This is a genomic window from Exobacillus caeni (assembly GCF_005747095.1).
Lineage (GTDB): Bacteria > Bacillota > Bacilli > Bacillales > Guptibacillaceae > Exobacillus > Exobacillus caeni.
The window spans coordinates 261,953-279,281 of record NZ_SWLG01000001.1 but is presented as its reverse complement, the minus strand read 5'-3'; the positions used below and the strand labels follow the sequence as shown (position 1 = coordinate 279,281).

Sequence of the window (17,329 nt, the reverse complement as noted above, 5' to 3'; positions counted from 1 at the left end):
GAATTGATCTTAATGGGAAAATTTATGAATCACGCAAAAAACTTTGCCGAATAACAAAAGCAAGGGATATTCTCCCCTGCTTCATTTTGTTATACCGCTTTACTGACTTCTTTTCCCTGTTGTAGTTGATACATCTGATAGTATCTGCCCTTTTTCTGCATCAGTGTATCATGGTCTCCGTGCTCTACAATTTCCCCTCTATGCAAGACAAGTATTGTATCTGCATTTTTGATCGTTGATAAACGATGGGCGATTATAAAAGTAGTTCTGCCTTTCTTCAGTACATCAAGTGCTTCCTGGATAACTGCTTCAGTCTCTGTATCAATGTTAGAAGTAGCTTCATCCAATATTAAAATCGACGGGTTAAAAGCAAGCGCCCTGGCAAAAGAGATAAGCTGGCGTTGACCTGAAGAAAGGGTGCTTCCTTTTTCAATTACTGGCTCATCGAATCCGTTCGGAAGATTTTTCAACAACTTTTCTGCACCAACATCCCTGAGAGCTTTTTCAACCGTTTCCCTGCTAATGGATGGGTCATTAAGGCTTACGTTTGTTGCGATTGTACCTGTGTAAAGAAAAGGATCCTGCAACACGATGCCCATATGCTTCCGCAGCAACTGTTTTGGAGTATCGCGTATATCTTTTCCATCTATTAAAATATTGCCTTCTTTAATATCGTAGAAGCGGAACAACAGGTTCATGATCGAGCTTTTTCCCGAGCCGGTATGTCCTACTAAGGCAACGGTCTCTCCGTGTTTTGCTTCGAAGTTAATATCTTTTAATACGTATTCCCCTTCCTTATAAGCGAACCAGACTTTTTCAAAAGATACGTTACCTTTATATCTTGGAATGTTTCCTTCGGCAACGTCTTCTCCGGCTTCATCCATCAACTCAAACACCCTATCTGCAGACACGAGCGCCTGCTCTAAATTCGCCAGTTGATTCACCATGTTCGTAACTGGCTGGAACAGACGGTTTAAGTAATCGACGAACGCGTATAGAACACCGAGCGAAACAACAGATCCAACTCCGAGGGAGGCACCTCCGAAATACCATATCAGCGTAACAAAGCTCACGTTCCTTAAGATGTTTACTAGATTGTGAGATGTCAGGGAATTCAAATTAAGCATTTTATTTTGATGCGCAAAATAATCTTCGTTTAACTCTTCAAACTCTTTTTCTGTTTCTTTTTGACGGCGAAACGCCTGAATAATCGGCATTCCCTGAATCGATTCGTTTACCATCCCGTTGATGTCACTTAACCGCGATCTGATGATATGATTGTACTTCGAAGCATATTTTCGATAAAAAATAATCCACACGACTAAGATTGGAAGGATTAAAAGCGTGATAGCAGCAAGCTTTACATCAAGCAAAAACAACGCAATAAATATTCCTGCCATGTAAATAATACTCGTGAAAAATGTTGCAAGCACCGTAACATAAAGCTCCCTGATCGCTTCCGTATCGTTTGTGATCCGTGAAACAACTTTGCCTGCCGGCAGATTATCAAAATAGTTGATCGGCAAGCGCTGAATCTGGGCAAACACATCATTCCTCATCTTTTGGATCACTCGATTTGCAGACGATTGAAGAAGGTAACGCTGGCCATATTGAAAAATAGATGCGATGAGCAACAAACCAAAATAAATCGCAATCAAGATAAGCAAAGGGCTGATTTGCGGTTTATAGAATGCAAGTAGCTGGTCGTTTGTTAACTTTACAGCTTCATAGCCCTTCGATCGGCCGCCTTTTGTAATCGTTAAACGATCATCAGCAACTTTTCTCTCACCATCAAAGGAAACAGGCCCGCCAATAAAATAGTACTCTCTTCCAACCTGGAGGATGCGCACTTCTTTCCCTTTTTCTTCTCCGGGTTCAAAGTGATCGCTTCGCTTGTAATAATTGTTGTTATATTGGACAGCATCTTCTGTACCGGAAGTTTCATACCAGGAAAATTCGATTCCCAGTATATGCTTATCAATCATTGTTTTAGCGATAAAAGGTCCGGTAAGTTCTGTCGCTACTGAGACAGCAAGCAAAAGCAATGCAATGATTATTTGCTTTTTAAACAACAGGGCATAGTTTACTAAACGTTTTCCAGTATTTCTTTTCATCAGCCTGCCCCCTCCAGATTTTCTTCGATTTGCTGCCGTTCATACTGCTCTTTATACCAGCCGTTTTTAAGAATTAATTCTTTATGTGTTCCTTCCTCGATGATCTTCCCGTCATCAAGAACAAGGATCCAATCGGCGTGCTGAACAGCAGACAGGCGATGTGTCGCTATAAAAGTTGTTTTTCCTTTGCGCTCTGTCCGGATATTTTGAATGATTTCAGATTCTGTTTTTCCGTCGACAGCCGACATCGCATCGTCGAGTATTAGGATTTCAGGATCTATAAGCAGGGCCCTCGCGATAGAAACCCTCTGCTTTTGCCCTCCTGATAAAGCGACTCCCTTCTCCCCGACAAGCGTTTTTAAGCCATCCGGGAGAACACTTAAGTCTTTTTTGAACGAGGCCAGTGATAGCGCTCTGTCAACCTCTTCATCAGTACCATCCTTATTTCCAAAAAGGATATTCTCCTTCACTGTTCTGGAGAAAAGCATCTGGTCCTGTGGCACATACCCTATCCAACTCTGGACTGTATCCATTCCGATTTGCTGCAGCGGAACACCTGAAATTAATACTTTGCCACTGCCTAATGGATACTCCCGGAGGAACTGCTTTAACAGCGTCGTCTTACCGCTTCCAGTTCTCCCCACGATTCCAAGCGTCTGTCCTCTGTCTAACGCAAAAGAAATATTTTCAAGATTATTGACCTGTGAACTCGGATAACGGAAAGTAACATCTTTAAATGTTATTTTTTCAGGTGAAATTACTGAAACAATGTTCTTTTGATCCTGGACATCTGGTTTATAATCGAGTGTTTCCGTCACCCGGTCAAGGGAAGCGTTCCCCCTCTGCATAACGTTGATCAACTCCCCGATAGCAATCATCGGCCAGATAAGCATACCAAGATAAACATTGAACGAAACAAGTTCACCAAGGGTTATCGCCTTATGAAATACTAGAAATGCACCATATCCCAGCCCTATCAGATAACTAATACCAACAAGCACCTTTATCGTTGGTTCAAAAAGGGCATCGATTCTGGCTACATCAATGTTTTTTTGGTAAACATCCTCTGTCATACCCCTAAAGCGTTCTTGATCAGCGATTTCCTGTACGTAAGCCCTTGAAACACGAACACCTGCGATTGTTTCAAGTACCTGGTCGTTCATATCGCCAAATGCATTCTGGGCTGCTGTGAATCTTTTATGGATCACTTTCCCGTATCGGCTGATCGCTAGCGCAATAAGCGGAAGAGGAACAATGGCAGCAAAGGTTAACTTCCAGCTAATCAGAAATCCCATCGTCAATAAGATGATGAACATGAATATCGTTGAATCTACAAGGGTTAAAATCCCAAACCCGGCTGTCATTGAAATAGCCTTCAGATCGTTTGTAACCCTGGCCATTAAATCTCCCGTCCGATTCTTCTCATAAAAAGTTGGGGTCATCTTCAATAGATGCCTCATCAACCTTGAACGTAAAATACGTTCTACTAGAAAAGCTCCACCAAAAATTTGATACATCCAGATATAGGTAACAAAATAAATGACAACAAGCAATCCCCCATAAAACAAGAGAAAGTCGCTCAAACGCTTTTCTGTTAAAGTTCCCAGGTTTATCTCATCGATCGCCATACCGACAAGTTTCGGAGGAATAACTTCTAATATTCCCACAATAACCAGCAATACGATACCCACTGTGTACCGCTTCCAATACTTCTTAAAAAACCAGCTTAATTTTACAAGCACCGAAAACATCGATTCGCCTCATTTCCTTTATTCTTTTTTTGATTTCTAAGCTAACCATCATCTATCCAATCCTCTACATGCACAATCCATAAAATTGCAAGCCTCATTTTTAAGCCCTCCATCTGAATTTTTATTGAAATGAAGTATAATAAATGCTTCATCCCATCCGTAATAAGTACTTTATTACTACATGACCACAAAAAAAGAGGCTCCATCATCCGCTATTTGCTCATCGGAAGATAAAGCCATAAAAAAAGCGCACGTCATCTAAGTGACATACGCCAGCCAATTAATTGTTAATTAATGAGCTATAAAAGAACAGGGTACGCCATCATTATTAAGTTTGTTTTCATTCCTTCAAAAACAACAGAGCATTTCATAGCGCACCCTCCATTCTCGTTCATTTTATTTTCGCCAAGTAAGTTTACCACTTTTCACACAATTGTGTCAATTGGTTTTTCACTCGCTGTTTCCAGTTACTTTGTAGCTGTAATACAAGCGAAATCTCTTAGAAAAGAGTCTTTTACATTAATCAAGTGGATTTAAACTTTCGTCTCCGGTCATATTCGCTATCATATCGCTTAGAAGCTGGACTTCCTCATCCATATCTTTGAAACTTGCAGCTTCCACCGGTGAATGCATGTAACGAAGTGGAAGAGACACTAATCCAATTGGAACACCTTTTCCTGTAAGGCGAAGTTTATCGGCGTCTGTCCCTGTCATTCTTGGCGTCAATTCATACTGCAGCTCCATATCAAGCTTTTCAGCTGTCTGTTCTAACATTTTATTGATTTTAACGTTAATCGGCGCACCTTTTGCCAGAACAGGTCCTTTGCCAAGCGATACCTCGCCGTACTTATCAGTATTTACCCCCGGATAATCAGTTGCGAACGTCACGTCACAGGCAATCGCCATCGTCGGATTGATGCCAGCACCTGCAAAATATGCGCCCCCCATATTCGTCTCTTCATTTACCGTGCTGACAGCATATACGCCAATCTTAGGGTTTTTCTTTGCCACTTCTTTTAGAACCTCCGCTACGAGAAACGAACCTGTCCTGTTATCCAGTCCCCTGCCGCTGATCGTATCGTTTAGAAGAATCTCTGGCTCTCGCTTATAGACACCAAGATCGCCTACCTGGACATACTTTTCCATTTCTTCTTTATTATTTGCTCCACAGTCGATGTACAGATCCTCAAACTCGAAGTCCTTGTCTACGCCGCCATGATGCTCGGCGTTCGCTCCGATAACTCCTGTAATGCGCCCTCCGCTTCCTAAAATATCGACCTTCATTCCGATCGCAGGCTTATGGCTGATTCCGCCGAGCTTAGCAACCCTCAAAAAACCGCGGTCATCGATTTTATTGATCATAAATCCGATCTCGTCACAATGTCCTGCCAGAAGAATTTTAAACTCCGCTTCAGGATTAAGGATACCGATCGCATTCCCAGCGTTATCCGTTCTGATTTCATCTGCAAATTCTTTTACATAGTTAATCCACTTTCTCTGAATCTCCATTTCAGCTCCAGATGGGGATGGAGTTGAAAGCAATTCCATTAAAAAATGTTTCGATTCTTGATTCAATATGTACACCTCCATAAGATCTCTCATTAGAAATTGTACTAAAACTCCATCTATTATACTAGTGAAGCAGAAATACTACCTGTTACCGGTCACATTCCAGAACAACACTAATATGCTGCATACACTTCATACCAATAATAACTTCTTTGGTTATAAAGATTTCACTTTAGGTCAAACTAACAACAAAGAATACAAGGAATGATATTATGCATGTGGTATTAGCACTATTTATGATTTATGCAGTCTGGAAGTGGGGAGATTGGCGAAACTGGGAGAAATACCATACCGTTATGCTTTATTTTGCTTTAGGTAACCTTCTTTATAATTTTTTAACCGCTAATCACTTTTTATGGCGCCTTGATGCAGATTTTATATCAAACCATACTCTTACGGAGATGCTTTACACGTTTATTGTTTTCCCTGCCACCTCTCTCTTATTTATTAGCCGTTATCCTGAGCGCAGCAACTCAGGAACCTTGATCTTTTATTACTTTAAATGGGTTTTCGTTTATGTGGGAGTAGAATGGATTTACACGGTAACCCATCATATAGATTACCAATACGGATGGAGCCTTGGCTGGTCTGCTTTTTTTGATATCACAATGTTCCCGATGCTGCGGCTTTATTATAAAAAGCCACTTATAGCGTACGCTGTTTCTGCTGTACTCGCTGTATTCTGGCTATGGTTGTTTGATGTTCCTGTTCATTTGCCGGTTGAAAAAAGGTAACCTGGTCAAAGGTAATTCCATTCTTGGTATGATAAAGAAAACCTGCCGATCTGGTAACCTTTAGGCAGAGTAGGAGGCGTAGTTGCACTAATAACTATCTTAAACTTTTTTACGGAGTCGAGAATTCTCCTCTGATTTATCCTATACGGCAAAAAAACTACCCCTTAAACAGGTCAACAAAGCCTGTACAAAGAGGTAGTTGTTATTAATCATTTCGTCTCGTTAATTCCAATCGCTTCACCCTGCCTTGTCATATCACAGGCTCCTGAAAAACTTTTATTATCAGGGCCGATCTTCACGGCCTGTACATTCCCTAATCCCTGTGGAAGAGGGTTTTCATCCCAGACATGATCACGTTTTTCTAGCTCCTTTATTACTTTTTTAGAAACTCCTTCTTCGTAGATCATTAATGGGTATTCCCCGTTGTAGATCCTGGCTTCATCTACAGCTTCCTTGAGAGGAAGTCCATATGTCAAAACATTTAAAATAACCTGGGTTACAGATGCAATAATAGTCGGCCCCCCAGGAGATCCGACCGCCATTACCGGACGGCCATCTTTAAAAACAATAGAAGGTGACTTACTGCTAAGAGGGCGTTTTCCACCTTCGACCTGGTTTGAGCCGCCTGGATGTGGATCAAAGTCAGTTACCTCATTATTCAACATCAAGCCTAAGTCCGGAACTAAAAAGCCGCTTCCAAAAGGATGTTCAAGTGTTAAAGTGTGGGAAACAACATTGCCGTATTTATCGGCTACTGAAAAATGGGTCGTTTCACCAAACGGCTTCTCCTCATGATGGACAACAGGAGTGTATGGATCAGAGCCTTTTTGATATTTCCACGGGTTGCCAAACGTGATGTTTGGATTTCGTACGTTTAAATCAACCAGCGCGATACGCTCTTTCAGATACTCTGAATTTAACAGCCCATCGACCGGAATATCTATAAATTCAGGATCACCCATGAAAGCTTCTCGGTCAGCAAACCCAAGCCTCATCGCTTCACTTAGAATAAAACACTTGTCCGGGGATGCAATATCATGGTTTCCTATGTTCAATAATTCTACCATTTTTAAAATTTGCAGTGTCGTAACTCCACCAGAACTCGGCGGTGGACAAGAAGCGATCTTATGTCCCTCAAAATCTCCCCAAACAGGCTTATCGAGGGTAGCTTCATAGGTCGCCATATCATTCTTCGTTAATTCGCTTCCTTTTTCCCGGGCGAATTTAACGATGTCTTCTGCAATTTCTCCTTTATAAAAAACGTCACACCCGTGTTCCTTTATTTTTCGCAATGTATTTGCAAGATCCTTCTGAACAAGCAGGTCTCCTTCTTTTAAAGGTTGTCCATTCGGCAAGAAGAGCTCTTTTGTTTCCTTAGACATCCTGTGTTCAAATTGGTCAATATGATGAGCCAGCACCCAGTTTACCGGAACTCCTTCCTCTGCAAGCCGAATGGCAGGATTGATCAGCTGTTCCAGCTTCATCGTCCCAAACTCTTCCAGCGCTTTTTCAACCGATTTCAACGTGCCGGGTACCCCTATTGCTTTGCCGCTTGTAGATCGTTCTTTAAAAGGGATCACTTCTCCGTTTTCATCTAAAAAAAGCTCCGGTGTAACGGCTAAAGGGGCACGAGTATGGCCGTTTACAACGACTGTTTTTTCTTCCTCGGCGTGATGGACCATCATAAAACCGCTTCCGCCGATCCCTGACATCATCGGTTCTACAACATTTAAGGCAAATACGATCGCAGCCGCCGCATCTACTGCGTTTCCGCCTTCTTTTAAAACTGCAGCTCCCACCCTGGAAGCTAACGGATGTGATGTCGCTACCATCCCTTCTTTGCCGTCTGCCACTTGTTCAACAGACTTATTATTTATATTTATCCCCATCTTTTTTTTAGGCATAATCCTTCCTCCTCATGGACAATTAGTATTGATAAAATTCCCCCTATTTCGAAACCTAAACTACTGTAATTGAAGCAGTTTTCCACCGCCTGATAATTAAGACATAAAGAAAGCTTGTTGATTGGCAGAACTTCAGAAAATAATTGAAAGGAAAAGAACCCGGAAAAAGCCCCGGGTTCTATGATGTAAAAAGTTTCAGCAACAGTTAAGGTTGCCGGGTCGCCGCAAAAATTTCTTCAAGCAGCTCTTCTTGCCTTCTGTCAATCGCTGCAAAATCCATCGCCGCGATATAATAAGCCTCAAGCCGGTCGTGCAGATCTTTTGCTTTTTGCAAGGACGCGGTGCCAAGCCTCATGATGTGCTTATATCGTGATTCCAATTCTTTGATCTCTTCTCGCCGTTCTACTTCTACCGTTTTATCGATACACAGTTCAAACATATCGATGATTTCGTCGTTTGCCCTTGTAGCATCAATAACATGTGGAGCAGTTCCATCCAGCACGGCAACATCTAAGGAAGGAATAATAATCATATCCACGCTGTTAGGATCAAACGCACAGTAATAGGTTTCCACATTGAGATCCATGCTTTCTGCTTTTTTTGCGATTCTTTTCATCAGGGTAGATTTTCCGCTTCCCGAACGCCCCTTAATAATATAACGCTTTGCCACATCCTCTGTTATATTATCGATATAGTTTACAGGTCCTTCAGGAGTCGCTGCACCGAAGAATATTTTTCTGCTTTTATTGTTCTTACCAGGATCTGCAGTTCGCTCAAATATTTTCTCCATCAGGTGCTGTGTTATTTCATCCGCTTTATTAAAATCCATCGCTTCAATATAAATTTCTTCTTTTTTTAAATGTACTTTTTTGGCATCCGCAAATTTCTGGTAAGCCTCCCTGAAGCAGTCACTGATTTCATCTGTAAGCTGAACAATTTCTTCCCGATGTTGTTTTAGTTTTGTATCATCCCGGTAATCACCGAGATTAATGATTTTATCCACTACACCGGGATACTTTGGATCGACAATGTGAGGAGCTGTACCATCAACAAACCCTATTTTAAGAGCAGGAATAATAATTCCATCGATGGATTTATTATCGGAAGAACAGTGAAGAACTTCAATGTTATAACCTGCCTGTGCCACTGCGGAGCCAACCTTCTTCATGAAAGATGACTTTCCTGTTCCGGGACCGCCTTTTAAAATATAAAGGGTTTCAAGGTCTTTTAATGCTTCATCATACAGGGAATAAAAGCCGATACTCGAATTGGATCCGGCATAAAAGTTTTTTACCTTGCTCATAAGTTCCCTCCTACAAAGAGAATGGTAGACGTTTACCTAGTGGCATCCTATGCAAAAAAACAAGAAATGCACCTTGTATCACAGGTAATGTTTTAATATAAAACCAGGACAAGCAAATAGCAGAAATGAATACGTCCAAATTTTTGTTTTAATGTAGGAAAAAGTAGGGAATTCGGTATAAATACAGGCGCGTTTCATCAAAATAATCGTTAGTGTTGCGTGTTAAAGGGAGGTAATCTTTATCGAAACGCTTGGATATCATATCATAGCAGAGTTGTGGGATTGTGATCATGACAAGCTGAACGACTTGCAATTAATTGAAGAAACATTCGCTCATGCTGCCCTCAATGCAGGAGCAGAGATTCGAGAAGTTATTTTTCATCCATTTGATCCACAAGGGGTAAGCGGTGCAGTGATCATCGCCGAATCCCATCTTACTATACACAGCTTTCCGGAACACGGTTATGCATCTGTTGATGTCTATACTTGCGGTGATTCTATCAATCCAAAAGACGCCGCATTAATGATTGCAAAAGCACTGGATGCAAAAACGATGCATTCAGTTGAAATACCAAGAGGACTCGGGGAACTTAAAATGAAAAATCCAACGACAAAAAGCCCATTGTGATATGGGCTTTTCACTTTTTATATTTCTTCATGTAATGGCTTAACGTAAGCAAAGGCCAAATCAACTTATAGCTATCATAATGGATATAAAATCCCCCAGGGAGCCCTGCTCCTGTAGGATATATTTCTGCATCCTCTTCCCATTCATCCTTCACCAGCTTTTGGATTCCGGCATCAATTTCCGAAGATGGCTGTCTATCACAGGCGATCAATGCATCTAAGGCCCATGAAGTTTGTGATGGTGTGCTAAAGTTTAAGGGGACAAACTGCCTTGCCTCATCGCTTTTACAGGACTCTCCCCATCCTCCATCTGGATGCTGTATCGTCACCAGCCAATTCCTGGCTTTTTGTATCGCTTTGTTAGAGGAGGAAATGTTCACTGCCTTCAATCCTGTTAATGCCGCCCAGGTTCCGTATATATAACAAATCGACCATTTACCATACCAGGATCCGCTTTTTTCTTGATTTTTAAGCAACCAGCGAATGGCCCTCTTTACTTGTGGGTGGTCCTGCCTTAACCCTACCTTGTTCCCGAGAAATTCGAGCGTCCTTCCTGTCACATCAGCTGTCGATGGCTCTACTAGTACATCTATAGCATTCCGGACTGGTAGAGCACTCAAAAAAGCGTTCGTTGTGTCTTTTTCAAATGCTGCCCATCCCCCATCTGAATTTTGCGTTCCAAGCACCCAGTTAAATCCCCGATGCCATGCTTTCCGATAAGTCCTGCTTTTTTCCGTTGAACAAGTAATAGCCCTTAGAGCCGCTGCTGTATCATCTACATCGGGATGAATGCTGTTTGTCTCTGAAAAGCCCCAACCGCCGGGGGCAACATCCGGAGCTTTAATAGCCCAGTCGCCATATTTATAGTGTTGTTGCATCAGCAAATAATCATTTGCTTTTTCTATTGACGTAGATTCGCAGGAAATTCCTGCTTCCTGCAATGCATAGCTGATAAGCGAAGTATCCCAAATAGTAGATGGCGAGTTTTGTACGTGAATAGAAGTTTCTGTTTTACAAATCATGTCCTTCAGTCCGTTGACAGCCTGCAACAGTACGGGTGAAGATTTTGAATAATCAAGTGCAAGGAGTGCATATACCATCAGAAATGTAGCGGTAGCATAACTGTAAAGGGTTCCGTCAGACTCTATCCTCTTTAACATGTATTCCTCTGCTTTTTTTAATGCAGCTTGATATAAATCGGACGGAATATTAAGAAGCGTGTTCATTTCCTTTGCAAACGGCAATAACGCTCTCAATTCTTCTTCCTTGATTGAATGTAAACTTTTCCTGTGCAGATTCGACAGGTCAGGGGTCCATTTAGTCTGAATGGAAAAACGTTTATCAAGCAATACTAACAACGGAGCGAAGTGAATTCTGCCATAAGAACTGAAATCGAAAAAGTTTATCGGAAGGACCCTGGGAAGAAGCATTATGCCGATTGGGATATGGAAGTTTAGCGGCCAGTTGAATTGACCGTTTGCGGCCAGAAATGCTTTTGTAATCGGATGTGCCTTTTCAAGTCCTCCCTGTCGAAAAATACTCTTTTCCGCTTTTTTCATATTTTCATCGTTTTTGTTTACATAGCCTGAAAATAGCAATGCGTTGTAAGCTTGAATGGTCGCATCAAGATTTCCCTCCCTTTCATCCTCATACAACCGCCAGGCTCCATCCTCTGATTGTTGCGATAGCAATCGCTGAACAAGGCTCTTAATTATTTGTTCTTCTTCTGTCCCTTGTATTTCCAGCGTTCTTAATACAATTATCATATAGGCATCTGTAATCAAGCTGTTCACAAAACAAAAACGCCAGGTACCATCTTCTTTTTGAAGGGAAAGCAGCTCTTCTTTAAGACTATCAATCCGCTTTAATATTAGATTTGTATCCAACTATCTCATCCCTTTTAACATTCATTTGGGGTATTTTATTCCTCGAATGAAAAAAGGTTATGGAAAAGGTGATTCTATCTTTTTCACAGCAGATACTTATATAAAAAAAGAGGCTGGGACAAAAGTATTTTAGCCAAAGGAAAATCCGAACTATGATTCAAAATTCTTTCATCAGAATTTAAATCAGTTCGGATTTTTTTTGGTCGTTTAAGTAATTTTTCCTGTTCATTATATATCGGCTACATATTATCCTTTAAAACGATACTTGGGTACCTCAACCCGCTACGAAAGAAGATAAATCTTTTGGAATTTACAGATCGATTCAATCTGGAAAATACTGTTATTTTACTATAAATTTTCCAGGTCTTTATCAGAATTTATCCAAACGGTTTTTTCTTCTACAGGCCCCCGGCTCCCAGAAGGTGCCTTCATGTCTGGATATCCAATATAAATAAATCCCAGAACCCTTTCTTCTTCTGACAAACGAAACAGTTCAAGCATTTTGGAATGATAACAAGGTTTACCGGTCCGCCAAATTGCTCCCAGGCCAAGTGCATGAGCTACCAGAAGCATGTTTTGTATACCGGCATTTACTGCCGCATATTCTTCCAGTTCAATAACCTTTTTCTTTTGGGAAGGCGTGACCGCAACAGCTATTATGACAGGAGCTCTCAAAGGCTTGGCAGCCGTCTTTTTTAACTTCCTCTTGTTCTCTTCGGTCGTTGGGTCATCCATTGATTCTTTCGCTATTTCCACCAATACATCCCCGAGTTTGTTTCGCGCCGAATTTTCCAACACGAAAAATTTCCACGGCTCCGTCTTATAATGACTTGGTGCCCAATTACCTGCTTCTAGAATTTTTTCTATCAAATCTTTTGGAACGGAATCCTGTTTAACAACACCGATACTCCGTCTTGTTCGAATCGCTTCTAATACATCCATCCTTTAGCCTCCCTGTCTTTTTTTATGGATTATGTATTCATTATACAAAATGATCATATTAAGACTAAACAAAAACAGCCCCCGAGGAGGCCATGGTTTCAACAGTCCTGCAGTATTATTCTCCTGCAGTGAATGTTTATTTATTCCCTACTTGCTTAACTTCCTCTTCCATCTTCCCTATAAGGATATAACGGTACATTCTAAAATCTGCCCTTAAAGACCAGATCGGATGACCAAAGGTTGCCGGTTTGTTACCTTCTATAAAAAAGTGGCTGAACCATGCAAACCCATAAGCGATAACAGGAGCAAGAAGTACGATCCACCATTTAAAAAATACAGCGAGGAATATACATATAAACACAAAACTTGTACCGATAAAATGCCAGAACCGTGTTGACTTCTTACTGTGCTGTGACACATAAAAAGGCCAAAAATCTTCATAATTCTTGAAATTTGTTTGTGAATGTGGACTGATGGAAATCTCCCCCTCAATTTTCTTTACAAGTCTATTATCTTATATTTTTTCCAATTATTAAACATTTCCTATCAAAAAATGACAGAAAATTTAGATAAGCAATGGTAAAATTAGAAAAAAAAGGTTTTTAGGGGGATGAACATGAATACACCGATACCAGTCAGACCTGAGCCCCGGCGTCATAGCCGGATTAAGCCAGTCATACTCGGGTTGTTGCTAATTGTTATCATTGCAGGAGCGGTAGGTTATGGGGTCCTGTATAAATCTTTGCCAGTTACCAGGGGGGAGCTCCCTCTCACCCAGCTTTCTCAAAACGTTTCCGTGTACAGGGACAAATCCGGGGTTCCACATATTGAAGCTAAAAACATGAGAGATTTGTTTATAGCACAGGGGTTTGTAACTGCACAGGACAGGTTGTTTCAGATGGATCTTAGCAGACGGCAAGCTTCCGGAGAACTGAGTGAGGTTATCGGAGCGAAAACCATTGAAAGAGACAAGTTTTTTCGAACATTAGGATTACGGAGAGCTGCTGAAGCTTCTCTTGATGGATATTCAGAAGAAGCCAGGGAAATTTTAGACTGGTATGCTGAAGGTGTAAACGCATATATAAAGCAGTCGAAAGATAATGGCTCCCTTCCGATCGAATTTATGCTGCTCGGATATGAACCTAAAAAATGGACAAGCATTGACTCACTCACCATTGGAAAATACATGGCATTCGATCTTGGAGGACACTGGGAAGGGCAGGCCTTCAGATATTACCTGCTGCAGAACTTTACGGAAGAAGAGGCGCTTGACCTTTTTCCTTCTTACCCGGAAGACGGTTCAAAAGTGCTGCAGGCTTTAAGGGAAACACCGCTTGATTTATCTGATCGCTTTGCATCAGCTGTTGTTCCAAACGCTTTTAATGGGAGCAATAACTGGGTAGTTTCTGGCAAGAAAACAGAATCGGGGAAGCCCTATCTTGCAGATGACCCCCACCTGGGACTCGCGACTCCCGCAATCTGGTATGAAACTCATCTGAATTCTCCTGACTTTAAGGTTAACGGTGTTATATTCGCAGGCATTCCTGGAATCATTCTCGGCAAAAATGAACACATTGCATGGGGAGTAACGAATGTTGGTCCAGATGTGCAGGATCTCTATATCGAAAAGCGAAATCCGAATGACAAAAATGAATTTGAGTATAATGGGAATTGGGAAAAAGCAGAGGTAATTAACGAGAAAATTACTGTAAAAGATCAGAAACCGATAGATTACAAGGTGACAATCACGAGACATGGACCGGTTATTTCTGAATTTGCCAAAGACGATAGTCCTGAAACTGCTCTTTCAATGAAATGGACAGCACTACAGCCTTCTACAGAACTGGAAGCAGTACTGCGGTTCGGAAAAGCTCAAAATTGGGATGAATTTAAAGAGGCACTGACCTACTTCCATACACCGGCACAAAACTTTGTGTTTGCATCTACCGACGGGACAATAGCTTATCGCGCCAACGGTCTCATTCCAATCCGAAAAAATGGAGACAGTACCGTTCCAGTCCCTGGCTGGACAGATGAATATGAATGGGAAGGGTTCATTCCATGGAAGGAACTTCCGACAATTGTTAATCCAGAGGAAGGATTTATATCGACTGCAAACAACAAAATTGCAGGAGATACTTATCCTTACCATATAACGAACACATGGGCACAGCCATATCGCCAGAACCGGATCAGAGAGGTTTTATCAGCGAAAGACAAGCTTTCTGTTAAAGATATGCAGTCTCTTCAGTTCGACCACTTGGATTTGCAAGCAAAAGAATTCATCCCGATATTGAAAAGCCATTTAAAAGGACAGAAAATGAGACCTGTTGACAAAAAGGCACTTCAACTACTAAATGAATGGGATTTTCAAGATGATCCTGACAGCGGTGCACCTCTGCTGTTTCATATCTGGATGCTCGAGGCAGCAAACGTTTTATTTGAAGAAAAAATCGACACCGACATGATGGACCTGTTTGAAGGGAAAGCGCAAATCGTCGACCAACTTATTCGCCAGGCTGACAGGGGTAACCCTGGACCCTGGATACAGAAAGCAGGCGGCCTTCCAAAAATAATGCTTACTTCTTTTCAACGGGCCGTTGATAAATCCATCGAACTTCAGGGCAAAACTCCTGCAAAGTGGGAATGGGGAACTTATCATGCTGTTCCATTCAATCATCCATTGAGTGCTGTAAAACCTTTGAATTTATTGTTTAACCCTGGAAGCACACCGATGGGTGGCAGCAGGGTGACTGTTGGAGCTGCTGGCTGGAGCTCTGCAACGGGCGAAGTTAACCATGGAGCATCATGGCGTTCTGTCGTTGATCTAGCAGATATTGCGAAAAGTTTCAATGTGGTAGGACCTGGCCAATCCGGCCATGTACTGAGCAGATGGTATGATGATCAAATCGATGAATGGACAACAGGAAAGTATCATCTTACAGATGTTACTCCTGAAGCGTATCGGAAGGAATCAGAAAAATTGACGTTAAAGGCAAAGTAACAGTAGAAGGGAGCTGACTCAATGTGTCAGCTCCCTTCGTGTATCAGTGTCCTTCTCGTGCCTTTTTGTTGGTTGCTTTAACCGCTTCACTAACAATCTTTTCAAACTGATACTCGCTAAAGACATCTAACCCGGCTGCTGTAGCACCTCCTGGTGATGTTACCTGTTCTCTTAATTCTTTCGCATCACTGCCTGCTTTCAGCATAACTGCCGAACCGTATACCATTTGCCCTACTAGTTTTTTAGCCTGTTCCCTTGAGATGCCGTGCTCCGTTGCAGCATTTTCCAACAGCTCAACGAACCGATACAAGAACGCAGGGGCACTGCCAGTAATCGCAGTTAAATCGTGAACCTGTTCTTCTGTCAGCTTTTCAGACTCCCCTATTCCATCCAGAATTAATTGGAGAATTCGCATATGTTTTTCTTCAACATTCTTGCCTGGTGCATATAAAGACATGGATTCCCCTTTATCAGCTGCTGTATTTGGCATAATCCAGGCCACAGGCGTTCCTTCCGGTAACCGTTGTTCGAGATCAGAAGGACCTATGCCAGCAGCTACTGTTATAACAAATTGGCCTTTTACCAGTGGTGACATTTCTTCTAAAATTTGAGAGTGGACTCCTGGTGGCATCGCAAGTAAAATAACATCTGCAAGCTTAACCTCTGGCTTCCAATCGGTTGTAATGCTTACACCATGTTTCTTTTCCATCGATTGCAAACGTTCCCGGTCTGAACGATTTGAAACGATGATTTCCTGAATATGATCCATGCTGTTTTTAACAAGCCCTGCAAAAATAGCCTCAGCCATTCTTCCAGCCCCGATAAATAATATGGTTGGTTTCTTCATAGTACAGCTCCTTATTGCTTTTTGTTCTTAGTGATTTTTAGTTTATCATAAAGCAACAGCATTTAACCCGTTCCCGCTTCATTAGGAGATAGGTCGAATATCAGTAATATGTTTGGCCATAAAACTATCAGGGGCGTAGTTGCACTTATCTATATTCAAAACTTTTTAACTGAGTCTGGCATTCTCCTTTGCTAAAAAGTTAAACTGTTCTATACAATAAAAAAGGCCGGGCTAAACTCAGCCCGGTCCACTTTATTCAACAACTAATTTTGCTGTCATATCTGTATGCCCTTCTCCACAAGGAGTGGCACAACGTATTGTATATTCTCCAGCTTCTAGATTTGCAGTCGCTTTTCCGTCCCCTTCGATTTTTACATCCGTATCATCGATCGTAACACTGTGAAATCCTTCAGCATTCTTTAGATTGATTGTCACATCCCCGGCTGGAACAGTATACTCTTCTTTATCAAATTCCCAGTTTTTCGCTTCTAACGTTACTGATCCGCCATCACTGCCTTTTCCGCTATCCGAACTCGCATCGTCAGAACCACCGCAGGCTGCAAGAGCAAGCATTAACAAAGCAGACATTAAAACTAACAGTTTCTTTTTCATTTTAATTCCCCCTAATGTATGTTAAATAGTTTCGAA

General features: G+C 41.6%; 13 protein-coding genes. 3 read left to right on the top strand and 10 right to left on the bottom strand.

From position 1 onward, the window contains the following. Window positions 1-89: 89 nt before the first annotated feature. The 3 genes from FCL54_RS01420 to FCL54_RS01410 all read right to left on the bottom strand — a co-directional run bounded on the left by FCL54_RS01420 (window position 90) and on the right by FCL54_RS01410 (window position 5,413). Complete coding sequence (locus FCL54_RS01420; RefSeq protein ID WP_138122409.1) at window positions 90-2,114, bottom strand: ABC transporter ATP-binding protein; 2,025 nt, start codon at window positions 2,112-2,114, stop codon at window positions 90-92. Next, complete coding sequence (locus FCL54_RS01415; protein ID WP_138122407.1) at window positions 2,114-3,865, bottom strand: ABC transporter ATP-binding protein; 1,752 nt, start codon at window positions 3,863-3,865, stop codon at window positions 2,114-2,116. The genes FCL54_RS01420 and FCL54_RS01415 overlap by 1 nt, the downstream gene beginning before the upstream one ends. Before the next feature lie 519 nt (window positions 3,866-4,384). After that, window positions 4,385-5,413 (bottom strand): M20/M25/M40 family metallo-hydrolase, encoded by a 1,029-nt coding sequence (locus FCL54_RS01410; protein WP_425467092.1) that lies wholly within the window; start codon window positions 5,411-5,413, stop codon window positions 4,385-4,387. Window positions 5,414-5,646: 233 nt separating this feature from the next. Between FCL54_RS01410 and FCL54_RS01405 the strand changes: the two genes are divergently transcribed. Continuing rightward, a complete protein-coding gene (locus FCL54_RS01405; RefSeq protein ID WP_138122403.1) occupies window positions 5,647-6,168 on the top strand; it encodes a CBO0543 family protein in 522 nt (173 codons plus the stop codon). Between the two features lie 209 nt (window positions 6,169-6,377). Here FCL54_RS01405 and ggt read toward each other — a convergent pair whose 3' ends face one another. Together ggt and FCL54_RS01395 are read right to left on the bottom strand one after the other, a co-directional pair. Beyond that, window positions 6,378-8,072: a gamma-glutamyltransferase gene (gene ggt / locus FCL54_RS01400; RefSeq protein WP_138122401.1), complete on the bottom strand. Its 1,695-nt coding sequence runs from the start codon at window positions 8,070-8,072 to the stop codon at window positions 6,378-6,380. Between the two features lie 205 nt (window positions 8,073-8,277). Then, on the bottom strand, window positions 8,278-9,375 hold the full coding sequence (locus FCL54_RS01395; protein ID WP_138122399.1) for a PRK06851 family protein: 1,098 nt from the start codon (window positions 9,373-9,375) through the stop codon (window positions 8,278-8,280). Window positions 9,376-9,616: 241 nt separating this feature from the next. On the opposite strand from FCL54_RS01395, the gene speD reads away from it, so the two are divergent. Continuing rightward, a complete protein-coding gene (gene speD / locus FCL54_RS01390; protein ID WP_138122396.1) occupies window positions 9,617-10,003 on the top strand; it encodes an adenosylmethionine decarboxylase in 387 nt (128 codons plus the stop codon). A gap of 10 nt (window positions 10,004-10,013) precedes the next feature. On the opposite strand, the gene shc is transcribed toward speD, so the two are convergent. From shc to FCL54_RS01375, 3 genes are all read right to left on the bottom strand, one after another. Beyond that, complete coding sequence (gene shc / locus FCL54_RS01385; RefSeq protein ID WP_138122394.1) at window positions 10,014-11,888, bottom strand: squalene--hopene cyclase; 1,875 nt, start codon at window positions 11,886-11,888, stop codon at window positions 10,014-10,016. 348 nt (window positions 11,889-12,236) lie between these two features. Next, on the bottom strand, window positions 12,237-12,830 hold the full coding sequence (locus tag FCL54_RS01380) for a nitroreductase family protein (RefSeq protein WP_138122392.1): 594 nt from the start codon (window positions 12,828-12,830) through the stop codon (window positions 12,237-12,239). Window positions 12,831-12,966: 136 nt separating this feature from the next. Then, complete coding sequence (locus FCL54_RS01375) at window positions 12,967-13,323, bottom strand: Mpo1-like protein (protein WP_138122390.1); 357 nt, start codon at window positions 13,321-13,323, stop codon at window positions 12,967-12,969. A 117-nt stretch (window positions 13,324-13,440) separates the two neighbouring features. Between FCL54_RS01375 and FCL54_RS01370 the strand changes: the two genes are divergently transcribed. Next, window positions 13,441-15,834 carry a penicillin acylase family protein gene (locus FCL54_RS01370; protein WP_425467082.1) on the top strand — a complete coding sequence of 798 codons (2,394 nt, stop codon included), beginning with the start codon at window positions 13,441-13,443 and terminating at the stop codon, window positions 15,832-15,834. Window positions 15,835-15,877: 43 nt separating this feature from the next. Here the strand turns inward: FCL54_RS01370 and proC are convergent, their stop codons facing one another. Both proC and FCL54_RS01360 read right to left on the bottom strand, forming a co-directional pair. Continuing rightward, window positions 15,878-16,681 carry a pyrroline-5-carboxylate reductase gene (proC, locus tag FCL54_RS01365; protein ID WP_138122386.1) on the bottom strand — a complete coding sequence of 268 codons (804 nt, stop codon included), beginning with the start codon at window positions 16,679-16,681 and terminating at the stop codon, window positions 15,878-15,880. Window positions 16,682-16,933: 252 nt separating this feature from the next. After that, window positions 16,934-17,293: a cupredoxin domain-containing protein gene (locus FCL54_RS01360; RefSeq protein ID WP_138122384.1), complete on the bottom strand. Its 360-nt coding sequence runs from the start codon at window positions 17,291-17,293 to the stop codon at window positions 16,934-16,936. Window positions 17,294-17,329 lie beyond the last annotated feature (36 nt).

What these genes read in the sequence shown, in the direction of transcription:
- FCL54_RS01370 (WP_425467082.1), top strand. Translation starts at nt 13,441, where the DNA reads ATGAACATGAATACACCGATACCAGTCAGACCTGAGCCCCGGCGTCAT.
- FCL54_RS01380 (WP_138122392.1), bottom strand. Translation starts at nt 12,830, where the DNA reads ATGGATGTATTAGAAGCGATTCGAACAAGACGGAGTATCGGTGTTGTT.
- FCL54_RS01420 (WP_138122409.1), bottom strand. Translation starts at nt 2,114, where the DNA reads ATGAAAAGAAATACTGGAAAACGTTTAGTAAACTATGCCCTGTTGTTT.
- FCL54_RS01360 (WP_138122384.1), bottom strand. Translation starts at nt 17,293, where the DNA reads ATGAAAAAGAAACTGTTAGTTTTAATGTCTGCTTTGTTAATGCTTGCT.
- FCL54_RS01405 (WP_138122403.1), top strand. Translation starts at nt 5,647, where the DNA reads ATGCATGTGGTATTAGCACTATTTATGATTTATGCAGTCTGGAAGTGG.
- ggt (WP_138122401.1), bottom strand. Translation starts at nt 8,072, where the DNA reads ATGCCTAAAAAAAAGATGGGGATAAATATAAATAATAAGTCTGTTGAA.
- proC (WP_138122386.1), bottom strand. Translation starts at nt 16,681, where the DNA reads ATGAAGAAACCAACCATATTATTTATCGGGGCTGGAAGAATGGCTGAG.
- FCL54_RS01410 (WP_425467092.1), bottom strand. Translation starts at nt 5,413, where the DNA reads ATGGAATTGCTTTCAACTCCATCCCCATCTGGAGCTGAAATGGAGATT.
- FCL54_RS01415 (WP_138122407.1), bottom strand. Translation starts at nt 3,865, where the DNA reads ATGTTTTCGGTGCTTGTAAAATTAAGCTGGTTTTTTAAGAAGTATTGG.
- FCL54_RS01395 (WP_138122399.1), bottom strand. Translation starts at nt 9,375, where the DNA reads ATGAGCAAGGTAAAAAACTTTTATGCCGGATCCAATTCGAGTATCGGC.